The organism is Conexibacter sp. CPCC 205762 (genome assembly GCF_030646155.1).
In the GTDB taxonomy this organism is placed as follows: Bacteria; Actinomycetota; Thermoleophilia; order Solirubrobacterales; family Solirubrobacteraceae; genus Conexibacter.
In genome coordinates, this window is record NZ_JAUTDN010000061.1 from 1 (window position 1) to 23,978 (window position 23,978).

At 71.8% G+C, this 23,978-nt stretch carries 21 protein-coding genes, 1 tRNA gene, 1 pseudogene and 1 riboswitch; of the genes and pseudogenes, 11 read left to right on the top strand and 12 right to left on the bottom strand.

The genetic code is table 11. From position 1 onward, the window contains the following. Positions 1 to 114: 114 nt before the first annotated feature. Positions 115 to 621 (top strand): SRPBCC family protein, encoded by a 507-nt coding sequence (locus Q7L73_RS26620; RefSeq protein ID WP_304695123.1) that lies wholly within the window; start codon positions 115 to 117, stop codon positions 619 to 621. On the opposite strand, the gene Q7L73_RS26625 is transcribed toward Q7L73_RS26620, so the two are convergent. Then, positions 559 to 2,742, bottom strand: coding sequence for a DUF2357 domain-containing protein (locus tag Q7L73_RS26625; protein ID WP_304695125.1), 2,184 nt, complete (start codon positions 2,740 to 2,742; stop codon positions 559 to 561). The two genes, Q7L73_RS26620 and Q7L73_RS26625, sit on opposite strands and share 63 nt — an antisense overlap. Beyond that, the gene (locus Q7L73_RS26630) at positions 2,739 to 4,559 is read right to left on the bottom strand and encodes an MrcB family domain-containing protein (RefSeq protein ID WP_304695127.1); all 1,821 of its coding nucleotides are present in this window, start codon (positions 4,557 to 4,559) and stop codon (positions 2,739 to 2,741) included. Before Q7L73_RS26630 ends, Q7L73_RS26625 begins: the two co-directional genes overlap by 4 nt. Before the next feature lie 123 nt (positions 4,560 to 4,682). On the opposite strand from Q7L73_RS26630, the gene Q7L73_RS26635 reads away from it, so the two are divergent. Next, positions 4,683 to 6,287, top strand: coding sequence for a Na+/H+ antiporter (locus tag Q7L73_RS26635; RefSeq protein WP_304695129.1), 1,605 nt, complete (start codon positions 4,683 to 4,685; stop codon positions 6,285 to 6,287). A 49-nt stretch (positions 6,288 to 6,336) separates the two neighbouring features. On the opposite strand, the gene Q7L73_RS26640 is transcribed toward Q7L73_RS26635, so the two are convergent. From Q7L73_RS26640 to Q7L73_RS26655, 4 genes are all read right to left on the bottom strand, one after another. After that, positions 6,337 to 6,540 carry a hypothetical protein gene (locus Q7L73_RS26640; protein ID WP_304695131.1) on the bottom strand — a complete coding sequence of 68 codons (204 nt, stop codon included), beginning with the start codon at positions 6,538 to 6,540 and terminating at the stop codon, positions 6,337 to 6,339. A 51-nt stretch (positions 6,541 to 6,591) separates the two neighbouring features. Further along, positions 6,592 to 7,323, bottom strand: a complete 732-nt coding sequence (locus tag Q7L73_RS26645) for a hypothetical protein (protein ID WP_304715723.1) — start codon at positions 7,321 to 7,323, stop codon at positions 6,592 to 6,594. Positions 7,324 to 7,480: 157 nt separating this feature from the next. Continuing rightward, positions 7,481 to 7,553, bottom strand: a tRNA-Thr gene (locus tag Q7L73_RS26650). Positions 7,554 to 7,603: 50 nt separating this feature from the next. After that, positions 7,604 to 10,666, bottom strand: coding sequence for an EAL domain-containing protein (locus Q7L73_RS26655; RefSeq protein WP_304695135.1), 3,063 nt, complete (start codon positions 10,664 to 10,666; stop codon positions 7,604 to 7,606). Positions 10,667 to 10,815: 149 nt separating this feature from the next. Between Q7L73_RS26655 and Q7L73_RS26660 the strand changes: the two genes are divergently transcribed. The 3 genes from Q7L73_RS26660 (at position 10,816) to Q7L73_RS26670 (ending at position 12,511) form a co-directional block, all read left to right on the top strand. Beyond that, the gene (locus Q7L73_RS26660) at positions 10,816 to 11,268 is read left to right on the top strand and encodes a MarR family winged helix-turn-helix transcriptional regulator (protein ID WP_304695136.1); all 453 of its coding nucleotides are present in this window, start codon (positions 10,816 to 10,818) and stop codon (positions 11,266 to 11,268) included. A gap of 65 nt (positions 11,269 to 11,333) precedes the next feature. After that, on the top strand, positions 11,334 to 12,260 hold the full coding sequence (locus Q7L73_RS26665; RefSeq protein WP_304695138.1) for a universal stress protein: 927 nt from the start codon (positions 11,334 to 11,336) through the stop codon (positions 12,258 to 12,260). After that, entirely contained in the window at positions 12,257 to 12,511 is a 255-nt protein-coding gene (locus Q7L73_RS26670; RefSeq protein WP_304695140.1) for a hypothetical protein, read from the top strand. The genes Q7L73_RS26665 and Q7L73_RS26670 overlap by 4 nt, the downstream gene beginning before the upstream one ends. A 62-nt stretch (positions 12,512 to 12,573) precedes the next feature. Here the strand turns inward: Q7L73_RS26670 and Q7L73_RS26675 are convergent, their stop codons facing one another. Beyond that, entirely contained in the window at positions 12,574 to 13,836 is a 1,263-nt protein-coding gene (locus Q7L73_RS26675; RefSeq protein ID WP_304695142.1) for a cytochrome P450, read from the bottom strand. A gap of 47 nt (positions 13,837 to 13,883) precedes the next feature. Between Q7L73_RS26675 and Q7L73_RS26680 the strand changes: the two genes are divergently transcribed. Then, complete coding sequence (locus Q7L73_RS26680; protein WP_304695144.1) at positions 13,884 to 14,576, top strand: TetR/AcrR family transcriptional regulator; 693 nt, start codon at positions 13,884 to 13,886, stop codon at positions 14,574 to 14,576. On the opposite strand, the gene Q7L73_RS26685 is transcribed toward Q7L73_RS26680, so the two are convergent. Continuing rightward, positions 14,573 to 15,034, bottom strand: coding sequence for a MarR family winged helix-turn-helix transcriptional regulator (locus Q7L73_RS26685; protein ID WP_304695146.1), 462 nt, complete (start codon positions 15,032 to 15,034; stop codon positions 14,573 to 14,575). The two genes, Q7L73_RS26680 and Q7L73_RS26685, sit on opposite strands and share 4 nt — an antisense overlap. Before the next feature lie 3 nt (positions 15,035 to 15,037). Then, positions 15,038 to 16,447, bottom strand: a complete 1,410-nt coding sequence (locus Q7L73_RS26690) for an MFS transporter (RefSeq protein WP_304715725.1) — start codon at positions 16,445 to 16,447, stop codon at positions 15,038 to 15,040. 181 nt (positions 16,448 to 16,628) lie between these two features. Between Q7L73_RS26690 and Q7L73_RS26695 the strand changes: the two genes are divergently transcribed. Together Q7L73_RS26695 and Q7L73_RS26700 are read left to right on the top strand one after the other, a co-directional pair. After that, the gene (locus Q7L73_RS26695; protein WP_304695150.1) at positions 16,629 to 17,483 is read left to right on the top strand and encodes a bifunctional 2-polyprenyl-6-hydroxyphenol methylase/3-demethylubiquinol 3-O-methyltransferase UbiG; all 855 of its coding nucleotides are present in this window, start codon (positions 16,629 to 16,631) and stop codon (positions 17,481 to 17,483) included. A gap of 112 nt (positions 17,484 to 17,595) precedes the next feature. Further along, the gene (locus Q7L73_RS26700) at positions 17,596 to 19,266 is read left to right on the top strand and encodes a TIGR04141 family sporadically distributed protein (protein ID WP_304695152.1); all 1,671 of its coding nucleotides are present in this window, start codon (positions 17,596 to 17,598) and stop codon (positions 19,264 to 19,266) included. On the opposite strand, the gene Q7L73_RS26705 is transcribed toward Q7L73_RS26700, so the two are convergent. Next, positions 19,263 to 19,922 (bottom strand): response regulator transcription factor, encoded by a 660-nt coding sequence (locus Q7L73_RS26705; protein WP_304695154.1) that lies wholly within the window; start codon positions 19,920 to 19,922, stop codon positions 19,263 to 19,265. The genes Q7L73_RS26700 and Q7L73_RS26705 overlap by 4 nt on opposite strands. Further along, the gene (locus Q7L73_RS26710) at positions 19,919 to 21,103 is read right to left on the bottom strand and encodes a sensor histidine kinase (RefSeq protein ID WP_304695156.1); all 1,185 of its coding nucleotides are present in this window, start codon (positions 21,101 to 21,103) and stop codon (positions 19,919 to 19,921) included. Before Q7L73_RS26710 ends, Q7L73_RS26705 begins: the two co-directional genes overlap by 4 nt. 66 nt (positions 21,104 to 21,169) lie before the next feature. Next, a riboswitch (guanidine-III (ykkC-III) riboswitch) is annotated at positions 21,170 to 21,235 on the top strand. Between the two features lie 73 nt (positions 21,236 to 21,308). Between Q7L73_RS26710 and Q7L73_RS26715 the strand changes: the two genes are divergently transcribed. Beyond that, positions 21,309 to 21,629: a multidrug efflux SMR transporter gene (locus Q7L73_RS26715; protein ID WP_304695158.1), complete on the top strand. Its 321-nt coding sequence runs from the start codon at positions 21,309 to 21,311 to the stop codon at positions 21,627 to 21,629. A gap of 140 nt (positions 21,630 to 21,769) precedes the next feature. After that, the gene (locus Q7L73_RS26720) at positions 21,770 to 22,450 is read left to right on the top strand and encodes a hypothetical protein (protein ID WP_304695160.1); all 681 of its coding nucleotides are present in this window, start codon (positions 21,770 to 21,772) and stop codon (positions 22,448 to 22,450) included. 116 nt (positions 22,451 to 22,566) lie between these two features. On the opposite strand, the gene Q7L73_RS26725 is transcribed toward Q7L73_RS26720, so the two are convergent. Continuing rightward, positions 22,567 to 23,571 (bottom strand): hypothetical protein, encoded by a 1,005-nt coding sequence (locus tag Q7L73_RS26725; RefSeq protein ID WP_304695162.1) that lies wholly within the window; start codon positions 23,569 to 23,571, stop codon positions 22,567 to 22,569. Positions 23,572 to 23,649: 78 nt separating this feature from the next. On the opposite strand from Q7L73_RS26725, the pseudogene Q7L73_RS26730 reads away from it, so the two are divergent. Then, positions 23,650 to 23,978: pseudogene (locus tag Q7L73_RS26730) on the top strand (hypothetical protein); the annotation flags it as partial.

The following is a 23,978-nucleotide window of genomic DNA, read 5'->3' on the forward strand; positions in this document are numbered from 1 at the left end:
GGCGCGGCGCGGCCGCCGCGTGCGGCGCGCGGCGCGTGCGGCGGGGCCGGCCGCCGCCCCGCGTGACGCCCCTCCCGCGGGATGCCGACCGCCGTCGCGGGCATGGTTGACGTCGTGGAAGTCCGCGCCGCCCGCCCGATCGCCGCCGCCCCGGAGGCGATCTTCGCGTTCCTCGCCAACCCCGATCGCCACTGGCAGCTGCTCGGCCGCCGGCTGGAGCCGCTGCGGGCCTACGACGGCGAGCGCTCCCAGGTCCGCCTCCACGGCCCGCTGGGAATCCGCCGCACGCTCTGGATCCGCCTCGCCGCCGAGCGCCCGCCGCACGAGCTGGTCGGCCGCGTCGAGGCCGGCCGCGGCGCGACGATCGGCAGCGTCCGCTGGACCGTGCGCCCGGCCACCGACGGTTCCAGCGTCGTCGAGCTGACCGCCCGCACCGAGCTCGCCGCCCCGCTCGACCGCCTCCTGCTCGCCGCCGGCGGCGCCCGCTGGCTGCGTCAGTCGCTGGAGCGGGCGCTGGCGGCGCTCGATCTCACGCTCACGCGTGGAGGTCGCGGCGATTCAGCTTGCCTGGCCGAGCAGGCGCAGCCAGGTGCTCGCGACCGGCGCGCCGAAGGCCCTTGACTGCCCCAGCAATGCGACCACATCAAGTCGTCCGACCCAGTCCGGCACATCAGCGATCGGGGCGATCGTGCAGCACAGGTAGGCGTCGCCTCCCGGTCTCGGATAGCTGTCATCCAACAGCTCATCGCCGCTCACCGTCATCCAGATCGAGACGCGCCGGTAGAGGATCGGTCTGCGCCGCGTGCCTCTTCCATAGAGCAGCAGGAAGCGCGCATCAAGCTCGACGGAGTCCAAGCTGAGCGAGCCACGACGGAGCCCATACCGAACGTTGTAGCGCTGTCTCGCCTCGATCCAGTTCAGCTGCTCCCGGCTGCGCACGTACCCAAGCAGAATGCTCGTGTCGGCGGCCGGTCTGGTCAAGAACGAAACGGGATCACGCCGCGTGACCTCGGTCCGCACATCACCGTAGGAGCGGTCAGTCCAATAGCGTGCCCGCCGCAGCCGCGACGTCTGGTCGAGCACCTGCTCGAACGCCTCTTCGAGGAACGCTCTCAGTCGCAGAGCTCCGCTGTCGGAGCCGTCAGGTCGCAACGGCAATGCCCCAATCGCGGGCAGCTCTTCACGCTGGTGCTCGTCGAGCGTGTAGCTGCATGGGTCGACGCCGGGAAAGAGCACAAACGCCGCGACGCTGTCGCGTATTGCACCACGATACGCGTGCATCTTCACGAGGTCGGCTGATCGCGCGTCGCCGGTTCCATCAGCATGCTCCACTCGGTATTTCGTGTCGAAATGGAACCACCAGTCGTCATGGCCGCCCCACTCTCTCGTCCGCACACGCAGACGCAGCGAACAGTCCGGTTTGAGATCCCGTCCCCACACCGCCTCTCGTGTGAAGGAGTGATTGTTGACCAGCGTCGCTTCCACCCGGTACCCGCGCAGCCGCCTGACGAACGTCAGCGAGGAGTCTCTGCCCTGTTTGAGCTTGAGCGTCATACCGCCGTCTCTCAACTCGAACAGCTCTCTCACTCTCGACTCACCGCACAGCGCACCGAGCTGTTGAGCGAGCTTCATGTAGCACCAGTACTCGTACAGCTTCTCAACGTTGCGGCGGGAGATGAGAAACGGATCCTCAACGGTGAGATCAAGTCCGAGCGAAGCATCGACGATCCCCGCTGCGGCGATGACCTGGCGGTATCCGTCCTGCTTCAACAGCACCTGGTTCGCCCGCGGCATGGTTCGCTGTCCGCGTACCTCCCTGAAGATCGGATGGGCGAGCAGCTCGTCCAGCACGTCAAGCGTGCGATTGACCTGGTATCTCCCGCGCTGCCACGGTGCCGGTCCAAGCCGGTTCGTCGCGATCGCCTTGTCGGTCATGACAGTCAGCGCGCGCCAACGCTCCAGCACGAATCTGACATGGCGATTGGGGACGTCGTCGTAGGTGCTTTCCGTCCGCTCGACTGCGAGCGCACGCGGGACGGTCGGCACGAGTGCACCGTCCGGGAGCGGTCGGCGGGGCCCCCCTGCTCCGATCTGACGGGCCAACCGCCCGCCGCTCTTGAGCGGCATTCCCGGGCGGATCGGCTCTTCCACGGTCTTCCAGACACGATGCGGGTGGGCCAGGATCCGTCTCAGCGCGCGATGGACATCGCGACTGAAGAGCTGCTGATGCAGCAGCGCGAACTGCTGGTAGAGCAGACGCGGCTCGCTCGTCGGCAGCGCTACGAAGCCGCCCGTCGCCGGCGCGAAGCCTTGGTGGAGCAGCTCAACGGCAACGTCTGCGATCTCGCACAGCATCGCCTGGAAGGCGTCCTCATCGAGCTTGCTCGGACGTACGCTCACGGCCGCGTGAGCCCGTTTCGTCTCGCCGTGCTCCCGGTAGACGACTTCGATGACGACCTGCCCGACCGCCCCTCTTGTGTTGAGCCGACCTTTCGTCGCGGTATCGCGATACAGCAGCTCGCTCGGCTCAATGGTTTCGATCTCGCCCTCAAGGTCGACGACCTCGCAGGCGTAGACGGCGCCCTCATCGAGGTCGTACCGCGGTGCCCCACGCAGTCGACTCGAGTCGATCTCCGTGTCGTGGATCGCATCGTTGCGTCTTGGCCGCACGCTGAGGACGACCGTCGCTCCGACCTCTCGCTGCTGGTCGTCCAGCAGTCGCAGCCGAGCTTCTCGCGTCATTCGGTGAAGCTGACGAACTGGTTGAGCCGGACTGCCGTGAGCATCCGACCGACCTTGTCCGCAGTCAGCGGCAACCGCCATCTCGTCTGCTCGCGCTGCTCGGCTCGCAGCGTCTCGACGTCGCGGTCGGGATCGCGTGCAAACGCGAGCAGGCTCAGCAGCAGCGGCTCGACGCGAGCACGTGCGCCGTGGATACGGGGGAGGATCTTCAGCAGCGTGATCTGATCGATTGCTGCGTCCCCGCCACTGCTTCCCGCGGCCTCCAGCGCAGCAGCAAGGCGCAGGCTCTCACGGTAGGAGCGATGGCCGAACTCATCACTAGTGAGGGAAAGCAGCTCGTGCAGCGTTCTCAGCCATCTGTCCAGCTGCACCAGGTCCGGCGACGGGTTTCTGAGGTGCCAGTCGTCGTTCGTGACGATCGCGACCAGACCGGCGAGCAGATCTTGCGCCGCCTGTCTCGCTTGCGACGGCATTCTTCGTCTTGGATCCAGCTCCGCCGTGGTGGTGCGCAACTCGAACGTGGTGGCACGATCCAGCACCTTTGGCGAGAAGAGGTACGTCGTCTCGTCGACGTTCACCGTGCCGATCACGAACAGGTTGCGCGGCAGCGGCAGCCGCCCCAGCTGAACGTCGCGCGGCCGCCAGCAGCGTGCCTCATCGTCGTAGCCAAGGTCGGGAATCACCGGCTGGCGAGACTCGATCCCGGAGAGAAAGTCGGAGAAGTACCGCTCGACGTGCGCAAGATTCATCTCGTCGAGCACCAGCAGATGCGGCCAGTCCGGGTTCTGGGCCGCGGCGAGGATGAACTCAAGCACTTCCGGGACCACCCACCGTGGCGGATGCAGCGCGTCCTCGTACCCGAACAGCGCGTCAGGGCCGGTCCAGTCCGGCCGGACCGCCACAACGCAGGAACGGTCAGGCCCAAACCACTCGCCAAGACGCAGCGCGCGCTGGGTCTTTCCGCTGCCGGAGAGACCTGTGAGGATCACGAACGGCTTCGTGACCAACGCCGCGAGCAACGTCTGCACCCCATCTGCAGGTCTTCTGGGCACGGAGACTCTGGTGCGATCGATCTCTCTGCGGAACGCACGGGCAATTCTGTCGAGCGTCGCGACCGGGCCTCTGTACCGCGTGACCGCTCGCCGCGCGATCGGTTTCGCGGTTGGTTTCGCGGTCGGTCTCGCAGGCGCAGCCGACTGCCGAGGTCGGTGCTGCTGGGGTCTCTGCGAATCGGCCCCGATGTAGCGATCGACCACGGCAAGCGCCGCCTCGAGGTCCTGCTCCAGCACGTCGTCGGCGGGGACCTGGCCTCTCTCGTAGAGCTTGAAGGCGGCGGTGCCGCGCTCATACCCGCGCGGACGAGCTGCCGCGGACCGCAGCTCAAGCGGAGCATCGATCACGAAGCCGTCAGCAGTCAGCTCGTCCCCGAATCGACCCCGGATGTCGGCCACCACGACGTCGAGTCGCGCGCGTCTCGTCGGGCCGCCGGCAGATGGCGCGGTGATCCCTTGCGTCACGCACAGCGCGACAGCTGACATATCGGCACGAAAGAGGTACGCGACGTAGGTGCCGGTCGTTGTCGATCTGGTCTCGCGCGAATCGAGCAGCGCGATCCACGGCACGACGGCCCAGGAGCCTCTCCCCACCGACCAGCTCGTCGTGACCGTGCTGCGATGCGTGACCGGATCGAGCGTCCAGAGCGCGTTCTCAGCTCCGACAAAGCTCTCCCAGACCGGAGATCCCTTCCCAAAAGGGCCTTCTCTTGCGCGCTCGTACGTCGCGAGAATCTCCTCCAACCGGGCTTGGAAGTCGCTCACAGCCGCTGCTCCGCCAACGCGTCCACCCGCTTCCCCGGCTGCGCGCAGCGCCTCCGCCCCTGTCGATAGCCATACCCCACGCGGGCAGCATATTGCCAGCTCCGGCTGGCACATTGCCGTTGTTTGGACGGATGCGCGCGCGAGACGCGCTTCCGCGATGATCCAGCGATCCTCGACGCGATCCTCATCGGTCTCGGCGGTCTGCTGATCATCCTCGCGGTGCGGGTCGTGGCCGATCGCAGCGGGCTCCCCGCCGCCGTGCTGTTCGTCGTCACCGGGACGGTGCTGTCGCTGCTGCCGGGGCCGACGGCGCACCTCGACCCCGACGTGGTGCTGGAGCTGCTGATCCCGCCGCTGCTGTACTCGGCGGCGCTGAACGCGTCGCTGCTGCAGATCCGCTCGCACATGCGGCTGATCGCGTCGCTGTCGATCGGGCTGGTGCTGGTGACGGCGATAGCGGTCGGCGGGGTGCTGACGTGGGTGGTGCCGGGGCTGGGCTTCGCGGCGGCGCTGGCGCTCGGCGCCGCGGTCGCGCCGCCCGATCCGGTCGCGGCGCTGGCGATCGGGCGGCGGGCGAAGATGCCCGAGCGGCTGACGACGCTGATCGAGGGCGAGGGGCTGCTCAACGACGCGACCGCGCTGACGCTCTACGGGATCGCCGTGACGGCCGCGATCGGCGACGGCTTCGCGCCGCCGGAGGGGATCGGGCGGTTCCTGTGGGCAGTCGCGGGCGGGGCCGGCGCCGGGCTGCTGATCGCCTGGCTGGTGCGGCTCGCGCGCAGCCGCCTCGACGACCCGCTGATCCAGAACGCGCTCTCGCTCGCGACGCCGTTCGCGGCCTTCGCGCTCGCGCAGCGGTTCGACGCCTCGGGCGTGCTCGCGGTCGTCGTCGCCGGCCTCTGGCTCGCCCACCAGTCGCCGAGAACCGACAGCGGCGAGACGCGGCTGCAGGAGCGCTCGGTCTGGCAGCTGGTCGAGTTCCTGCTGGAGGGCTACGTCTTCCTGCTGATCGGCCAGCAGGCGCCCGATGTCGTCAAGGGGCTCGGCGAGTACTCGACCGGGACCGTCGTCGCGGCCGCGCTCGGGACGGTCGGCACCGTGCTGCTGATCCGGCCGCTGTGGCTGCTGTGGCTGCGGCGGGTCACGATGGCCTCGCACACGGTCACGCTGGGCCTGAGGGAGGTGACCGCGCTGTGGTGGGCCGGCACGCGCGGCGTGATCACGCTCGCGACCGCCTTCGCGCTGCCGCTCGCCTTCCCCGACCGCCACCTGCTGCTGTTCTGCGCCTATCTCGTCGTGCTCGTCACGCTCGTCGGCCAGGGGCTGACGTTCGCGCCGCTGCTGCGCGCGCTGAGGCTGCGCGCCGACGAGACCGAGGAGCGGCGCGTGCGCGCCGAGGCGCGCGTCGCGGCGGTCGCGGCGAGCCTCAGACGGCTCAACGAGCTGCTCGACGACGACCGCATCCCGCCGGAGGTCGCCGACCGCCTGCGCCGCTCCTACGAGGAGCGCCGCAGCCGCGCCGCCGAGCGCGTCCGCACGCTCGGCGACGACGAGGCGATCGACAAGCTGACCGCCGGCGTCGAGGCGGTCGGCCGCGTGCGGCGGGAGATGATCGACGCGCAGCGCGACGAGCTGATCCGCTGGCGCGACGCCGGCCGCCTGCCGGACTCGGGCCTGCGGATCCTGCTGCGCGAGCTGGACCTGCAGGAGGGCTCGCTGCCGGGCTGAGCCGGGATCCGCGCCGCGCGCCAGGCCCGCGTCGCGCCCCGCGCGAGCGCTACTTCAGCGGCTCGCGCACGAGCACGACGTGCGCCGGCGCGAGCGCGATGCGGGCGCCGTCGTGCTGCTGCGTGACCTCGGCGAGCCCGCCGGCGGCCGACGCCGCGCGCAGCCGCTCGACGACCTGCTCGTAGGACTCGGCGACCATCAGCTTGACGCTGTCGCCGGCGTTCGTCGCGGTGGTGTGGATGACGGCGCCCATGCGGCCCGCAACGCTACTACGCCGCAGCGCGGGCGGGCTCGCGGCGGGGCGTCACGCTCTGCGCGCGAATCTGAACGAGCGCTCGCCGCGCGTGCAGGCGATGCGCGCGCCGCGCGTCGTGCAGCGCCAGCCGCGCGTCGCGAAGCGGCCGTCGCGGAAGCCGCCGCGCGCGACCACGCGCCGCGCCGTCGTGCACGCGATGCCGACGGTCTCGACGACCCTGCCGCCCGCGCTCGCCGGCGCGCCGCAGGTCAGCCCGCGCAGCGGCTTCGCCGGCGCCGGCCCCATCGGCATCCCGGAGCCGCGCTTCGCTCTGATCTGCATCCAGCCGAAGTAGCCGCCGTCCGTCTCCGGGTAGCCGGTCCAGTGCCAGCCGAGGTCGACGTCGGGCAGCGTCGTCGTGCCGTCGCTGAAGACCGGCTCGAGGTAGCCGCAGGCGCCGGTGGGGCACTCGGCCCGCACCGCGAACGTCACCTGGCCGCGCTTGACGCCGTCGCGGTACGCGTCCCAGATCACGCGCCCCCACGTCCCCTTGCGATCGGACTTCGTCACCCAGCGGATCGCGACCGAGCGGCCGAACGGCGCGATCGTCGCGACCGACGCCGGGATGTCCGGCGCCTGCAGCCAGGTGTCGATGTTGTGGGCCTGGGTCGTGACGTAGCGCAGCTCGTAGGGGCTGTCGTTGGTCACTTCCATCCCCATCCGCCAGTCGCGCGCGCCGGCGGGCGCCGCCCAGCAGGCGAGCGCGGCCAGCGCCGCGATGGCCACGATGATCGATCGCATCCGTGCTCCAGAAGGTCCGAGGTGCTTACTGAACGATGTACGGCACATCGGCACGCGGGCGCGCGAACCTGAGCGACGCAGCACGCGAATGGACGGACGCAGGAGGCCGCGCAGCACCCCGGAAACGCGAAAAGCGCCCTCACCAGGCGCTTTCCGAAGCCCTCTGACGGACTCGAACCGTCGACCCCTTCCTTACCATGGAAGTGCTCTACCAGCTGAGCTAAGAGGGCAGCGGATGCCAGCGTAGCGGACCGCGGCGCGACGCGCAGCGAGACCCGTCTCAGCGGCGCCCGGCGGTCCGCAGCAGCAGCGCCGTCGCGTCCTCGGCCGTCAGCGCCCTCGCGAACTGGAAGCCCTGCGCGAGCGGGCAGCCGCGCTCGACGAGGAACCTGCGCTGCGCGTCGCTGGTGACGCCCTCGGCGATCGTCACCATCCCGAGCGCGGCGCCCAGCTCGATGATCGCGGTGATCATCGCCGCCGCCTGCGTGTCGTCGGGCACGCCGCGCAGGAACGCCTGGTCGATCTTCAGCGTCTGCACCGGCACGTCGCGCAGCCGCACGAGCGACGAGTGGCCGGCGCCGAAGTCGTCGATCGCGAGCCGCACGCCCAGCTCGTGCAGCGCCAGCACGATCGGGTTCGCGCGCTCGGCGTCGAGCATCGCGGCCGACTCGGTGATCTCCAGCGTCAGCGCCGACGGGTCCAGCCCCTGCTCGCCCAGCGCCGCCCGCACGACCGACGGGAAGTCCGGTCTGCGCAGCTGCCGCGGCGAGACGTTGACGTGCACGTGCGCCGCCAGCCCCTCGTCGAGCCACGCCCGCTGCTGCGCGCAGACGGCGTGCAGCACCCAGCCGCCGATCGCCTCGATCAGGCCGGCGTCCTCGGCCAGCGGGATGAACTCGTTCGGGCTGACCATGCCGCGCTCGGCGTCCTGCCAGCGCACGAGCGCCTCGAAGGCGTGCAGCGAGCCGTCGACGGGCGCGACGATCGGCTGGTAGTGGACGACGAAGTCGTCGCGCTGCAGCGCCCGCCGCAGCTTGCTCGTCAGCGACAGCCGCGCGAGCGTCTGGCGCGAGTCGCCGCCGTAGCTGGCGATCCCGCCGCGGCCGGCCTGCTTGACCTCGTACATCGCCGCGTCGGCGTGGCGCAGCAGCGTGTCGGCGTCGCCGGCGTCGTCGGGGAAGATCGAGATGCCGATCGAGGCGCCGACCTCGAACTCCGCGTCGGCGAGGTGGAACGGCTCCAGCAGCGCCTGCTCGATCTGCTTGGCGACCGTCTCGGCCGACAGCCGCGGGTCGCGGTCGAGGTCGGTCAGCAGGATCAGGAACTCGTCGCCGCCCTGGCGCGCGATCAGGTCGCTGGAGCGCACGACCTTGCGCAGCCGCACCGCGATCCGCTTCAGCAGCTCGTCGCCGGCGGCGTGGCCGAGGCTGTCGTTGACGGCTTTGAAGTCGTCGAGGTCGACGTACAGCAGCGCGACCGCCGCGCCGCCCCGTCTCGCGCGCGCGAGCGCGAGCTGCAGGTGCTCGTCCAGCAGCGCGCGGTTGGGCAGCTTCGTGAGCGAGTCGTGGTAGGCGAGGAAGGCGATCTGCTCCTGCGCGCGGCGCCGCTCGGTCACGTCGATGAAGACCGACACGACGCCGTAGGGGCGCGTCTCGCCCTCGCGGAAGATCGGGTGGCTGGAGACCGTCGCCCACACCTCCCAGCCGTCGTCGCGCTCGAAGTGGACCGTTCTCTCCGGCTGCCGCAGCCCGCTGACGAGCGCGCGGTGGGCGGTCGACGTCTCGCGCGTCACCTCGCTGCCGTCCTCGAACGTCATCCGCACGCCGAGCGCGGCCGTCTCCCCCTCGCGCACCTGCGCCTGCGTCTCGACGCCGAAGATCCGCACGGCGGCGTCGTTGCAGGAGATCACGCCGCCGTCGGGGCCGTAGATCAGCAGCCCCTCCTCCAGCGCGGCGATCACCGCGCGGCCGCGCTCCTCGCTCTCGGCCAGCGCCGCCTCCGCGATCCGCGTCGCGGTCACGTCGGTGATGATCCCCTGCGTCAGCCGCGGGACGCCGTGCTCGTCGCGGATCACCGTGTCGTGCTCCCACACCCACACGACGCGGCCGTCGCGGTGGACCATCCGGTACTCGCAGTCGAACGACTTCTGCTCGCGGTAGGCGTAGCGCGTCTCGGCCTGCACGCGCGCGAAGTCGTCGGGGTGGATCTGGTCCTCCCACAGCGTCGTCGGCCCGACCCAGTCGTCGGCGGGGAAGCCGAGCAGCTGCTCGATCTGGGGGCTGACGTAGAGGAAGGTGCCGAGCTCGTCCCACGCCGCGATGTAGGTGACGGCCGGGATCGTCTCGATCAGCGTGCGGTAGCGCGACTCGGTCTCGGCCAGCTCGACGGCGGCGCTGACGCGGGCGGTGACGTCGTGGAGGATCCCGATGTAGCGCCGCACGACGCCGTCGTCGTCGCGCACCGGCATCAGGAAGATCTCGTTCCAGAACGGCGAGCCGTCGCGGCGGTAGTTGCGCACCGTCACCCAGCACTCCTCGCCGGAGCGCACCGCGGCGCGCATCTCGGCGACCGCCTCGGGATCGGTCTCCGCCCCCTGCAGCAGCGCGAGGCTGCGGCCGAGCACCTCGCCGGAGCGGTAGCCGGTGAGCTGCTCGAACGCCTCGTTGACGAAGCTCGCCGGCCAGCCGCCGCTGCCGTCGCTGTCGGCGATCACGATGCCGTTGTTGGTCGCCGCCAGCGCGCGCTGGTGGAGGTCGAGCAGCGCCGCGCCGCGGCTGTGGCGCAGGTGGACCGCGACCTGGCCGGCGAGCGGGGCGACGTCGGCGACGAGCTGGTCGTCGGCGGCGGCCGGCAGGTGCAGCTCGATCACGCCCTCGCAGGCCCCGCCGGCGACGAGCGCGAGCGCCAGCGAGCTGCCCTCGGCGAGCGTCTCGCGCGCGGCGCGGGCGCGCGCGGCGAGATCGCCGTCGGCGGCGGCGCCGGCGAGCACGCGCCGCCGTTCGAGCGTGCCGCGGCTCGCCTCCCAGGCGATCCCGCCGACGGCGCCGAACAGCTCCGCCAGCAGCTCCAGCGCGTCGCTCAGCAGCTGCTCCGGCGACGGCTCGGCGGCGAGCCGGTCGGCGAGCGCGCGCTGCGCGTCGAGCAGCGCGCGGGCGCGGCGGACGGCGCGGCGGTCCGCGTCGGCGCCGGAGACGACGATGTCGAAGCCGCCCTCCTCGAGCGCGGCGGGCAGCTCGCTCGGGTCGTGCAGGATCACCGCCTCGATCGGCGCGCCCGCCCCCTGGAGGGCCGCGACGAGCTGCGAGGCGACGACCGGGTCACGATGGACGACGAGCGCGCGCACGATGGGGGGTCCCTGACGACCGCGCCCGGGCGGACACCCGGACGCAGACGTTCAACTTTCGGGTCGAGCCGAGTATTCCTGCACGCAGCGTGGCGGAATCGGGCGCGTGGAGCGCCAGTCCGGGCGCGCGGCGCGTACGATCTCAACGGATGACCGATGATCGCGAGGCCGCGCTCGAGGCGCTGAAGGACCAGCTGAGCGAGCTGCTCGCCGCCCAGCGGCGGCTGCGCGGACGTGACGCCGGCCAGCGCAAGGGCGGCCTCAGCTTCCCGCAGTACCGTCTGCTGCGCGAGCTGGCGAGAGCGCCCGGCGGCGAGCTGCCGGCCAGCCAGCTGGCCGCCGCGGCGGAGCTGTCGGCGCCGACCGTGACGCAGATGCTCGACCAGCTCGCCGCCTGCGGCGTCGTCGAGCGGACCCGCTCCGACAGAGACCGCCGCGTCGTCAGCAACCGGCTGACCGACGAGGGCCGCAGACGGCTCGCGCAGAAGGACGCCGACCACGACGTCAAGTGGCGCGAGATCTTCGCTTCGCTCGACCGCGACGAGCTGCTCGCCGGCGCCGCCGTGCTGGCGCAGCTCGCGCGCCTCTACGACGACCTCTGAGGCGCCGCGGCGCGTATCCTCGGAGTCAGCTCCTTTTGGCTCCCCCGACCGAGGAATCCGCCCGCATGACCAGCACGATCATCGTCGGCTACGACGGCCGCGACCACGCCACCGACGCGCTCGCGCTCGGCCAGCTGCTCGCGCGCACGACCTCGTCGCGGCTGGCGGTCGTCTGCGCCTACCCCGAGGACCCGCTCGGCCACGGCGGCGCCGTCGCCGACATCGGCTCGGCGGTCCGGCACGACGCCGAGGCGGCGATCGCGAGAGCGAGAGCGCTGGTCGGCGACGGCGGCGGCGTCGAGGTCGAGTTCCACGCGCTCGCCGGCTCGAAGCCCTCGCAGGTGCTGCACGACGTCGCCGAGGAGCGCGAGGCGATCGCGATCGTCGTCGGCGCGACCCACCACGGCGCCGCCGTGCGGCTGCTGACCGGCTCGACGCCGGAGCGCGTGCTCGACGGCTCGCCCTGCCCGGTCGCGGTCGCCCCGGTCGGCTTCGCGGCGAAGAACGCCGACCACACGACCAGCGGCGTGCTCGGCGGCGCCGGCGGCAGCTCGCTGCAGGTCGCGGTCGCCTTCGACGAGTCGCCCGAGGCCGGCCAGGCGCTCGCCGCCGCGGCCGACTTCGCGCGCCGCGCCGGCGGCAGGCTGCGGGTCGTGACGGCCGTCAACAGCGCCGTCGGCATGTACCCGCCGCTGGACCCGACCGCCTACGCGGAGATCGCCGACATCGCCCGCAGAACCGCGACCGAGCGGCTCGACGAGGCGGTCGCGCGGCTGGAGGGGCTGACGGTCGACGCGGCCGTGCTCGACGGCGACCCTGCCGGCGTGCTGCTGGACGACTCCGAGCACGACGACATCCTCTTCAGCGGCTCCAGCGGCAAGGGCGCCTTCAGACGCGTGCTGCTCGGCTCGGTCTCGACGACGCTGCTGCGCGAGGCCGCCTGCCCGGTCGTGATCGTCCCGCGCGGCAACGGCGAGGGCGGCTCGGCGTGAAGCAGGCGCTGGTCGTCACCCGCTACGTGCTGCCGGCGGTCGTCGTGCTCGTCGGCGTCGTCTTCGTCGCGGTCGACCCCAGCGGCAACTGGGAGGGCGCGGCCTGCCTGATCGGCGCCGGCCTGTCGATCTCGCTGCTGAACATCCTCCACCGGATCGGCGTCGACGGCGACAGAGCGCGCGACAAGGAGCAGGCCCAGCGGCGCTACTTCGACAAGCACGGCCACTGGCCGGACCAGCGAAGACCGTGACGCCCGCGAGTTCCCGCGGGCGCGGATCCTGAAGCCCGCTGCCGTGGAACTCGCAATGTGGTTCACCACACGCATTCCATCGTCTTGACCGCGTGAATGAAGCCGGGGGTGCGGTAGAGCGTCGGCTCGCCGGCCTCGATCCCCGGCAGCGTCCGCAGCAGCTCGCCGAACAGCGCGCGCAGCTGGGTGCGCGCGAGCGAGGCGCCGAGGCAGTAGTGCGGCCCGCCGCCGCCGAAGCCGAGGTGGTGGTTGGGGTCGCGCGTGACGTCGAACCGCCACGGGTCGGCGAAGGCGCGCTCGTCGCGGTTGCCGGAGTGGTAGAAGAGCAGCACCTTCTCGTCGGCGGGGATCTCGACGCCGTGCAGCTCGACGGCGGTCGTCGTCGTGCGGCGGAAGGTCAGCACCGGGGTCGCCCAGCGGATGAACTCCTCGACCGCGGTCGGCAGGCGCGCGTCGAGGTCCTCGATCAGCAGCGCGCGCTGGCCGGGGTTGGTCGTCAGCGCGCGCAGCGCATGCGAGGTCGTGTGGCGGGTGGTGTCGTTGCCGGCGACCGCGAGCAGCACGAAGAAGGCGGCGATCTCGGCGTGCGTGAGGCGGTCGCCGTCGACCTCGGCCTGCACGAGCGCGGTCATCAGGTCGTCGCGCGGGTCGTGCTCGCGCTCGGCCGCGAGCTGCGTCGAGGTCTCGGTCAGCGTCCACAGCGCCTGGCCCATCTTCTGCAGCGGCGGGATCCCCTCCCAGGTGTCCTCGTCGAGCGCGGTCACGAGCACGTCGGCGGCCTCGACGACGCGCTCGCGGTCGGCCTCCGGCACGCCGACCATCTCCGAGATCGTCAGCAGCGGCAGCCGCTTGGCGATCAGCTCGACGAAGTCGCCGCCGCCGCTCCCGCCCTCCGCCGCCTCGCTGACGACGCGGCGCGCGTTGGCGTGGATCCCCTCCTCTATCCGCGCGATCTGGCGCGGCGTGAAGGCGGCCGAGACGAGCCCGCGCAGCTTCGTGTGGCGCGGCGCGTCCATCGCCAGGAACGACATCGACGCCTCCAGCATCTGCGGCGGCGCGTCGCCGAACAGCACGCCGGCGCCGGAGCGGAACGTTCTCGGATCGCGCGAGACGCGGCGGATGTCGTCGTGGCGGACGACCGCCCAGAAGGGCCGCTCGTCGCGCTCGCCGATCCCGAGCATGTCGTCGGGCGCCGGGTGGCGCGAGAGCGGCTGCTCGGCGCGGAGGCGGGCGAAGACCTCGTCGCGCTCCTCGGCGGGGCGCTGCCAGAAGTCGGCCGTGCCGAGGCGATGGTCCTCGACCGGCGGTGCGCTGGGCGGTTCCATGCGTTCGACGCTAAATCAGGAACCACGGTGTGTCAACATTGAAGGCGATGAGCCCGACCGACTCGACCAGCGAGCGCCCGGCCGGCGACGACGCGGCGGCGAAGAGCGGCGGCGCGGCCGCATCCGACGGCGGCGTCGTCCGCCCCTACCGCGGGATCCCCGCCGACGCGCGCGTCGCGCAGCGGCGCGCGCGGCTGCTGAGCGCGGCGCTGGAGGAGATCGCGGCCGGCGGCGTCGCGGCGTTGAGCGTGCGCGCGACCTGCACCCGCGCCGGCCTCACGCGGCGCTACTTCTACGAGAGCTTCAGCGACCTCGACGCGCTGCTCGTCGCCGCCTTCGACGACCTCCACCGCGAGATCGCCGACGCGATCGTCGCGGCGCTCGCCGCCGTCCAGGGCGCGCCGTTCGACGCGCGCGCCCGCGCCGCGATCGGCGCCGGCCTGACGATCGTGCTGGAGACGCCCGCGAAGGCGCGCCTGCTGGTCGCCGCCGGCGGTGAGCACGGCGCGCTCGCGGCCCGCCGCGCCGACGCGGTCGACGCCTTCGCGACGCTCGTCGCCGACGCGATCGCGACCCCGCCCGGCCCCGCCGCACCCGCCTCCCCGATCGCCGCGCGGATGGTCACCGGCGGCCTGATCGAGACCGTCGACGCGTGGCTGCGCGGCGCGGTCGAGCTGACGGAGCAGGAGCTGGTCGCGGAGGCGGCGCGGCTGGCGAGCGCGCTCGCGAGCGCCGGCTAGATCTCGTCCATCAGCAGCGCGAGACGATCGAGCAGTCTCGTCGCGTCGCTGCGCTCCCTGACGCTGAGCGAGGCGCTCGCGCGGGTCAGGCCGTCGTGCAGGTCCGACCACGACTGCTCGACGACGCGGCGGCCCTCGTCGGTCAGCGAGACGAGCACCGCGCGGCGGTCTCTCTCGCACTTGCGCCGCAGCACGAGGCCGTCGCGCTCGAGCGCGTCGAGCATCCGCGTCGCGGTCGGGTTGGAGACCATCGCGTGCTCGGCGAGCGCGCCGACGGTCAGCTCCGGCTCGTGCAGCAGGCCGCTCAGCAGCAGCGCCTGCGGGAGCGACAGCGTGTCCTCCCCCGCGCCGCAGCGGCGCCGCGACTTCGCGCGCTGCTGCGCGCGCGAGAAGCGCCGCAGCGATTCGATGAACGCCTCATGCCCGGAGTCGGGGGCGGGGATGACGGCGACGGCCATCGCTCACGCCTCCGCTCCGGCCAGCGCGGCCTGCTCGGAGGTCACGCCCGCGCCGGCGCGCTCGGCGGCGGCGGCGCGTGCGCGGCGCGGGATCAGGACCGCGATCCCGCCCGCGACGAGCCCGGCGACGCCGGCGATCAGGAAGGCGAGCGTGAAGCCGCTGTCGCTCGACATGCCGGTCGAGGTCAGCACGTGGCTGGCGAGGATCGTGCCGGCGATCTGCGAGCCGATCGAGGCGCCGACGTTGCGCAGCAGCGTGTTGACCGCGGTCGCCTCGCCGGTCTGGTGCTGCGGCACCGCCTCGATGATCAGGTTCGGCATCGCGGCGAAGGCGGCGCCGATGCCGGCGCCCTGGATCGCGCCCCAGACCAGCAGCAGCGGGGCGCTGCCGTGGGCGGCGGCGTAGAGGAAGAGCGCGGCGGAGGAGAGCAGCGCGCCGACGACCAGCGGCCCCTTCGAGCCGCGCCGCGCGCCGATGCGGCCGGAGACCGGCGCCGAGATCAGCATCATCAGCGTCGAGGGCAGCATCAGCAGGCCGGCGACGGTCGCGTTCGTGCCGAGGCCGAAGCCGGTCGACTCGGGCGCCTGCGCCAGCTGCGGGACGAGCACGAAGCCGGCGAACATCGCGAAGCCGACGAAGATCGTCGCGACGTTGGTCAGCAGGACCGGCTTGAGCGTGAAGGTGCGGATGTTGACGAGCGGCTCTCTCTGGCGCAGCTCGTAGGCGCCGAAGGCGACGAGGATCGCGAGGCCGGCGAAGATCAGGCCGAGCGTTCTCGGGTCGCCCCAGCCCCAGCTGCCGCCCTGGCTGACGCCGATCAGCGGCGCCGCGAGGCCGAGCCCGAGCAGGCCGGCGCCGCCCCAGTCGATCTTGCCGGGCGCGCGGACGGGCGACTCGGGCACGAGCAGCTCCGTCGCGATCACGGCGACGACGGTGATCGCGAGGCCGAGCCAGAAGATCCAGTGCCAGCTGGCGTGGTCGACGAGCAGGCCGCCGATGACGAGGCCGAAGCCGGCGCCGACGCCCATGATCGAGGAGATCAGGCCGATGCCGCCGGCGACTCTCTCGCGCGGGAACTCGTCGCGGACGATGCCGAAGGCGAGCGGGAAGAGGCCGCCCGCGGCGCCCTGCACGACACGACCGACGATCAGCACGCCGATCGACGGCGCGAGCGCGCAGATCGCCGAGCCGACGCCGAAGGCGATCAGCGTCACGACCAGCACGCGCTTCTTGCCGAGCATGTCGCCGAGCCGGCCGATCACCGCGGTCATGACGGAGGCGGCGACGAGGTAGGCCGTCAGCGTCCAGGCGACGGCCGAGGTGGTGATGCCGAGCGAGTGCTGGATGTCGGGCATCGCCGGGGCGATCATCGTCTGCGAGAGCGCGTAGGCGAGGACGCCGAGCGCGAGCACGGCGAGGGTCGTTCCAGGATTGCGGCGGGCTGCGTCTGCGGGTGGCAAGGGGAGGGCTCCGGGGGCTCGGGTCGGTCTGGCCGGGTCGCGCGGGAAAGGCGATCCGTAGGTACCTAAGGTTTAGCACGCTAAGAATGTTTCGCAAGCGCTGTGTGATGCAGCGCACACCTAGACTCGACCGATGCCGAACGAGCAGCACGAGACCAATCGCGCCTCCTGGAACGCGGCGACCGCCCGCCACATGAGCCACCGTGACGACGCCGCCGTGCTCGCCCGGCTGCAGGTCGGCGAGCCGATCCTCTTCCCCGAGGAGCTGGGACTGCTCGGCAACCTGCGCGGGTTGCGCGTGCTCCACCTGCAGTGCAACGACGGGCTCGACACGCTCGCGCTCGCGCGCGAGGGCGCCGCCGAGGTCGTCGGCGTCGACATCTCCGACGTGGCGGTCGCGACGGCCTCGCGACGCGGGCGTGCGAGCGGGCTGCCGGTCCGCTTCGAGCGCGGCGACGTGCTCGACTGGATGGCGACGGCGGCCGCCGCAGGCGAGCGCTTCGACCGCGTCTTCGCCTCCTACGGCGCGCTCTGCTGGATCGCCGACCTCGACGCCTGGATGCGCGGCGCCGCGGCGCTGCTGGCGCCCGGCGGGCGGCTGGTCGTGGTCGAGTTCCACCCGCTGTTCGCCGTCTTCGAGCCGGGCTGGGTGATCGAGCGGTCGTACTTCGGCGCGGCGGGCGGCTGGCGCTTCGAAGAGGGGATCCAGGACTACGTCGGCTACCTCGCGTCCGATCCGGAGGAGGCGGCGCGGGCGCGCGCGTGGGTCAACCCGAACGCCTGCGTCGAGTTCCAGTGGACCGTCGGCGCGATCGTCAGCGCCGTGCTCGGGGCCGGGATGCGGCTGGAGGCGCTGCAGGAGCACCCGTACGCGAACGGCTGGCAGCCGTTCCCCGAGATGCGCGGCGACGACCAGCGCCGCTTCCACCCGCCGGCGGGGAGAGAGCTGCCGATGATGGTGTCGCTGGCGGCGGGGCCGGGCGCCTGAGGGCGACAGGACCGCCCGACACCGGCGGTTCGACGGATTCCCGATTTACGTAACGGGCGCACGTTCAGGATCCACCACTAAAGAAGTGCATTGTGCAGCCGATTTCCCTGGCATGGCTCCCACAACAGAGCACATCAGCGTCTACCTCTTGAAGGACGGCTTCGACGCGCAGGACATCGTCGGCGGGTTCGAGCCGGTTCCCGAGTTGGACTCGTTCCACGAGGTTGTCGCCGAACAGACACGAGGCGTCTTGATCGTCCGACGGAGCGCTTCACGCGAACCCGACTGGATCGACCTTCTTAGGCCCGTGACGGCTCCTGCTGTCAGCGCGGCCACACAAAGCGTGCGCGCAGTTCTCGCGCTCGAAGTCGATGGACGCACGTTCGCGGTCACCTTTGGGAATGGACGGCACCTGCTTCCCTCCGGCAGCTTCGAGAAGAAGTTCGGCCTCAAAGCAGCGCTCAACGGAGTCGATCCAGAGAAGCTCCGCGCGATCGCAGCGCGCACCTTCAACGAGCACGCGCTCCACACAGATCGCCAGCTCTCACAGCTCGCAAGCGTGTCCGGCTTCGAGCTGAACACCCAGCGCGACCTCGTTACATCCATCGAGGGGACAGTAGCGGACGAAGATCTCGGCAAGAAGATCTGGGGTCGTGACGCAGCTCATCTGATCGCCAAGATCGAGCCAGCCGATCTCGCGAGAAAGTGCCGCGAGCTTTACGACCTCAGCCGAGCGCCGCTTTACAGAGAGCACTTTCCGTGGATCGACACGATCGAGGAGATTGAGGATGAGGACGAGGTCGACCGACTTACCAACTACGCGTTGACGCTGCTCGCCAACCGCGAGTTCAGCGGATTCGACCTGATGCCGCCAGAGATCCCTGACCCGTCAATCAGTTATTTCAAGTTCTGGCCTTCTGGCACGCAGGTCGTCGAGCCGACGATCGACCTGCTGAAATACCTCTTCAAGGCCGACGGACGGTTGGCGGCAACATTTGAGCACCGGCTGCGCAACGCTCGCTTGGATGGAGTCGACTCCAGCGGAGAGGTCGTCGCTACGTGGTCGGCATTCGACTGCTTGCATTTCGAGCGCTCCGACAGCAGAGGGCTTTCGGTTCTTGATGACGGAACGTGGTACCGAGTCGAACACGACTTCGCCGCTGACGTGCTCGCCTTCGCCCGGACGCTCCCCTCGTCCGACCTGGAACTGGAAAACGCCAACCAAGGTGAACTGGAAGGCAGATACAACGAACGTATCGCAGCTACCCGAAGAGATCTCGCCCTGCTCGACCAAAGGCTCATTCGCCTTCAAGGGCAGTCTGCGATCGAGCCCTGCGACCTGTTCAGCCGTGAAGGCCACTTCGTGCATGTGAAACGTCGTAAGGGCGGCTCCTCCACTCTCAGCCACTTGTTTGCGCAAGCCCAGGTCTCCGCCGACTCGCTTCTCCTCAGCTCTGAATTTCGCAAGGACCTTCGCAGCCTCCTGCAGCCACACGGCCCTCGTTTCGCGCAACGCATCCGCCAGCCAGGCCGCCCAGGCGACTACAAGATCGTCCTTGCGCTCATCACCCAAAAAGAGGTAGTCGGCCCCGTGGCAGCTTCGCTCCCGTTCTTCGCGAAGGTCAATCTCCGCATGGTTGTGCAACGGCTGAGACTTTCTGGCTTCCAGGTTTTCGTCGACCAGATTCCGACTCTCGTAACTACTGGGACCGGGGCGAGACCAGTGCACAGACCGCGCCGCGCCCGACCGTCCTCGAATCGGCGAGTCGTAACCCAGGCTTAGGGCTGGACGAGCCCGCGGCGGATCGCGTAGCGCGTCAGCTCGACGCGGTCGCGCATGTGCAGCTTGCCGAGGATGTTCGCGCGGTGGCGCTCGACGGTCCGTCTCGCGATCGCCAGCTCGCCGGCGATCTGGTCGTTCGTGTGCGCCTCGGCGATCAGCTTCAGCACCTGCAGCTCGCGCGTCGTGAGCGGATCCTCGGGCACGTCCTCGCCGGCGCCGGCGCGCTCGATCCAGTCGCGCACGAGCGCCGCGGTCGCGGCCGGGTAGAGGAACGACTCGCCGCGCATCGCGGCGCGGACGGCGTCGACGAGGTCGCGGTCGGCGGCGGTCTTCAGCACGTAGCCGGAGGCGCCGGCCTTCAGCGCCTCGAACAGGTACTGCTCGTTGTCGTGCATCGACAGCATCAGGATCCTGATCGCGGGCGCCGTGCGGGTCAGCTCGGCGGCCGCCTGCAGGCCGGTCAGCCGCGGCATCGCGACGTCGAGCACGGCCAGGTCGACGTCGCCCGCGCGCGCCCGCTCGACCGCCTCCGCCCCGTCGGCCGCCTCCGCCACGACGCGCATGTCCGGCTCGCCGTCGAGCACCAGCCGCAGCCCCGCCCGCACGACCGCGTGGTCGTCGGCGAGCAGGATGCGGGTCGTCAGCGGGGTGCTCATCGCGCGCCGCCCTTTGCGTCAGCCGCGCCGGTGTCTGCGTCAGCCGCGCCGCGATTTGCGGCGGACGCGCCGGTGTTTGCGTCAGCCGCGCCGCGGTCTGCGGCGGCCGCGCCGGTGTTTGCGTCAGCCGCGCTGCGATTTGCGGCGGACGCGCCGCAGGGGATCGTCAGGCGCACGATCGTGCCGGCGCCGGGGGCGCTGTCGATCTCCAGCCGCGCGTCGACCAGCACGGCCCGCTCGCGCATGCCGCGGATCCCGCGCTCGCCGCCGGCGACCGCGGACGGGTCGAAGCCGGCGCCGTGGTCGCGCACGGTCAGCGTCACACAGCCGGCCGGCGCTGCCTCCAGCAGCAGCTCGGCGGCGTCGGCGCCGGCGTGGCGGGCGACGTTCGTCAGCGCCTCCTGCGCGACGCGGTAGACGACCAGCTCGGCGTCGTCGCCGAGCGGCGGCAGCGCGCCGTCGATCCGGTGGCTGACGCGCACGCCGCTGTGGCGCCCGCTGGCGGTCGCGAGCGAGACGAGCGCGCTCGCGATGCCGAGGTCGTCGAGCGCCTCCGGCCGCAGCCGCCGCGCGATCTCGCGCACCTCCTCGGCCGCGTGCCGCGCCAGCTCGCGCGCCTCCTCGACGTGTTCGAGCAGCTCGTCGCGCGCGGGGGCGGCGTCGCTCGGCGCGGCGGCGTCGCGCGGGTGGGGCGCCTCGCGGGCGGCGACGTCGCGGGCGGCGGCATCCCGCGCGGCCCGCTCCAGCTGCAGCACGACGGCGGTCAGCGTCTGGCCGACCTCGTCGTGCAGCTCGCGCGCGATCCGGATCCGCTCCGCCTCCTGTGCCGACAGCGCCTCGCGCGCCGACTCGCGCCGCTCGCGCTCGAGCCGCTCGATCATCTCGTTGATCGCGCGCGTCGTCGCCGCCACCTGCGGATCGGAGCTGCCGACCGCGGCGCGCTCGCCCGGCCGCAGCGGATCGACGCGGCGGGCGAAGGCGGCAAGCCGCTCCAGCGGCACGAAGGCGCGGTGCAGCAGCAGCCACAGCACCAGCAGCACCGCCAGCACGCCGGCGAACAGCGCGGCGATCTCGGCGATCGTCGGCGGGTCGCTGACCGTCACCGGCGTCAGCAGCAGCACGGCGACCGCGACGACGAGCACCACCGCGTTGATCGCCAGCACGCGCCACAGCAAAGGCATGACCTGATGCTATGGCGTCCCCGCCCACGACCGAAGTCCGGCGTGCTAGGATCAAATGCGACCGCGGTATCACTTAGTGCCGCAGGTCCCGGACGAGACGCGCCGTACCCGGCACCGCAAAGACGACGCGCACCGCAGACAGCCGCCCCGGCGAACCCCCGGCGCCGCGCGGCTGGAACCCCCTCGTCCGAAGGGAGCACGGGACATGGCCTGGATTCTTCTGCTCGTCGCAGCGCTGCTGGAGGTGGCGTGGGCGATCGGCCTCAAGTACACCGAGGGCTTCACCAAGCTCGCGCCGACGATCCCCACCGTCGCCGCGATGGTCGCCTCGATGCTGCTGCTGGCGCAGGCGGCGAAGACGCTGCCGATCGGCACCGCCTACGGCATCTGGGTCGGGATCGGCGCGGCCGGCGCCGCGACGCTCGGCATCTTCCTGTTCAACGAGCCGCACAGCGCCGCGCGGATCTTCTTCCTCGTGCTGCTGCTCGTGTCGGTCGTCGGGCTGAAGGCGACGTCGGGTCACTGAGCTGGCGCATCGGCGCTCAATCTGAATCCCCGCAACGTGCGGGGGAATGACGGCGGGGGCGGCGATCGCCGCCCGGTTCGGTCCGATGCCCCGGCTAGGGTAGCGATCCGATGTTGGCCCCCGCCGAGACGATCCCAACGATGAGCGAGATCGAAGAGCTGCTCGCCCTCAACCCTGGCCTGATCGGCGTCTCGACCGGCTACATGACCGGCGCGCGCGGCGACTGGCCGCGGCTCGCCGCCGCCGCCGAGGTCCTCTCCGACGACGTCGTCGAGCTGTCGGCGCTGAGCGCCGGCGAGCTGCCCGGCCTCGTCGCGTTCCTGGAGGACGTGCCGGAGCTGCCGTTCCGGCGCGTCTCGGTCCACGGCCCGTCGAAGGGCTGGGACTGCGAGCCGGCCGCGCTGGCCGCCCAGCTCGCCGAGCTGCCGGCGTGCGTCGAGGGCGTCGTGATGCACCCCGAGACGCTCGGCGACCTCGCCGCCTTCGCCGCGATCGGCCGGCGCCTGCGGCTGGAGAACATGGACACGCGCAAGCCGGACGCGCGCACCGCCGCCGAGCTGGCGGCCTACTTCGAGGCGCTGCCCCAGGCGCGCTTCTGCTTCGACGTCGCGCACGCCCAGCTGCACGACCCCTCGATGGGCCTCGCCCACGAGCTGGTCGACGCCTTCGGCGACCGCCTCGCCGAGGTCCACATCAGCTCGATCCAGCCCAGCGGCGCGCACGTGCCGCTGCAGCCGGAGGACGCCGAGGCGTTCGTGCCGGTGCTGAGCCGCTGCACCGGCGTGCCGTGGGTGCTCGAAGCGCCCCTCCCGCCGCGCTGAGCCACGCTGATCTGGCGTCGCCTCGCCGTCCCTGGCTTTGTCCTCGGTCGCTCACGGGCCGCCACGCTCCCTGCGTCCGCGCCAAGAACGACGATCCTTCCGCCAGATCTGCGTAGCTAAAAGATCGCGTAGTCCTCTGTGACCCGCCGCAGGCCGTCGCCGAACAGCAGCCTGATCAGGCCGCGGTCGATCACCTTGCCGAGCGCGGTCGCCTCCGCGAACGCCTCGGAGCGGTCGGCGGCGGCGCGGCCGTCGATCGCCGCCAGCTCGGCGCGCACCTGCTCGTCGCCGATCATCCGCAGGAAGCGGTCGTAGGCGCTGAAGACGGCGGCACCGTCGATCAGGTTCTCGTAGCGCAGGAAGGCGTCGGCGACGCGGTCGGCCGGCGGCAGCGCGAGCTGGGCGGCGAGGAAGTCGGGGATCTGCGCGGCCGCCAGCTCGTGGCAGCGCAGCACCGGCAGCAGGCCGCTGGCGAACAGCAGCTTGCGTGAGGTGCGCAGCTTCGCGTTGCGCAGCCCCCAGCCCTCGCCGGCGCGGCGGCGGTCCTTCGCGACGAAGTCGACGCCGATCGTGCGCCAGTAGCGGACGAGGTCGTTGAGCAGGAAGCGCGGCGGGCGGAAGTCCTTGACCGAGTCGCTGAGGTAGTCGTCGATCACGTCGCGGCGGGTGCCTTCGAGCACGTCGGCGTTGCAGGCGGCGACCGACTCCAGCATCAGCAGCATCCGCCGCGTCAGGTTCGTGTTCGAGTCGTCGTCCAGCCCGACTCTCTCGACCAGGTCGGCCGAGTAGACGACCTGCGCGAAGATCCCCTCGCGGCCCGGCCTCGTCGAGCCGCTCGGGTCGGCTTCGAAGACCCGCCCGACCGCCTCCGGGATCGGCCGCGGCGGCGCGCTTCTCTTCGCCCCGCGCACGAGCACCATGTAGTCGTCGTCGGAGCGCGGCGTCAGCTCGCGCCGCCCCCACGAGCCCATCAGCACGACGGTCGCGTCGGCGTCGACCGGCAGCGCCGCCAGCAGCTCCCGCCGCTGCTCGATCCGCTCGGCGGTCCGCTCGCGGGCGCGCAGCAGCTCACCGACCGCGGCGCCGGTCATCTCCTGCAACTGCTCGAGCGAGCTTGTCATCCTGATCGCCCATTCGCGCACCAGCGCGCCGATCCTGCCCGCTGGAACAGCGATTCACAGCCTGCTTTAGTGGGCGCGATGCTCGACGCCGCCGCTCGCGCGCGCCTGCTCGCCCGCCACGGCGCGGCCGCGGAGCCCTGGCTCGACGCGCTGCCGACCCGCCTCTCCGCCCTCGCCGAGCGCTGGTGGGTCGCACTCGACCTCGCCTCGCCGCCGCTCGCCGGCCGCAGCTCGGTCGTCGTCCGCGGCCACCGCGACGGCGCCCCGGTGGTGCTGAAGCTCGCGCTCGATCCGCAGCACGCGCGCGTGGAAGCGGCGGCGCTGCGGGCGTGGGGCGAGCCGGCGGGCGCGGGCGCGGCGGGCGCGGCGGGCGCGGCGGGCGCGGGCACGGCGGGCGCGGGCACGGC

Excerpts from the sequence above, each read along its gene's own strand:
- Q7L73_RS26625 (WP_304695125.1), bottom strand. The coding sequence starts at position 2,742 with ATGACGCGAGAAGCTCGGCTGCGACTGCTGGACGACCAGCAGCGAGAG.
- Q7L73_RS26640 (WP_304695131.1), bottom strand. The coding sequence starts at position 6,540 with ATGGGCGCCGTCATCCACACCACCGCGACGAACGCCGGCGACAGCGTC.
- Q7L73_RS26645 (WP_304715723.1), bottom strand. The coding sequence starts at position 7,323 with ATGCGATCGATCATCGTGGCCATCGCGGCGCTGGCCGCGCTCGCCTGC.
- Q7L73_RS26660 (WP_304695136.1), top strand. The coding sequence starts at position 10,816 with ATGACCGATGATCGCGAGGCCGCGCTCGAGGCGCTGAAGGACCAGCTG.
- Q7L73_RS26665 (WP_304695138.1), top strand. The coding sequence starts at position 11,334 with ATGACCAGCACGATCATCGTCGGCTACGACGGCCGCGACCACGCCACC.
- Q7L73_RS26675 (WP_304695142.1), bottom strand. The coding sequence starts at position 13,836 with ATGGAACCGCCCAGCGCACCGCCGGTCGAGGACCATCGCCTCGGCACG.
- Q7L73_RS26680 (WP_304695144.1), top strand. The coding sequence starts at position 13,884 with ATGAGCCCGACCGACTCGACCAGCGAGCGCCCGGCCGGCGACGACGCG.
- Q7L73_RS26685 (WP_304695146.1), bottom strand. The coding sequence starts at position 15,034 with ATGGCCGTCGCCGTCATCCCCGCCCCCGACTCCGGGCATGAGGCGTTC.
- Q7L73_RS26695 (WP_304695150.1), top strand. The coding sequence starts at position 16,629 with ATGCCGAACGAGCAGCACGAGACCAATCGCGCCTCCTGGAACGCGGCG.
- Q7L73_RS26700 (WP_304695152.1), top strand. The coding sequence starts at position 17,596 with ATGGCTCCCACAACAGAGCACATCAGCGTCTACCTCTTGAAGGACGGC.
- Q7L73_RS26705 (WP_304695154.1), bottom strand. The coding sequence starts at position 19,922 with ATGAGCACCCCGCTGACGACCCGCATCCTGCTCGCCGACGACCACGCG.
- Q7L73_RS26710 (WP_304695156.1), bottom strand. The coding sequence starts at position 21,103 with ATGCCTTTGCTGTGGCGCGTGCTGGCGATCAACGCGGTGGTGCTCGTC.
- Q7L73_RS26715 (WP_304695158.1), top strand. The coding sequence starts at position 21,309 with ATGGCCTGGATTCTTCTGCTCGTCGCAGCGCTGCTGGAGGTGGCGTGG.
- Q7L73_RS26720 (WP_304695160.1), top strand. The coding sequence starts at position 21,770 with ATGAGCGAGATCGAAGAGCTGCTCGCCCTCAACCCTGGCCTGATCGGC.
- Q7L73_RS26725 (WP_304695162.1), bottom strand. The coding sequence starts at position 23,571 with ATGACAAGCTCGCTCGAGCAGTTGCAGGAGATGACCGGCGCCGCGGTC.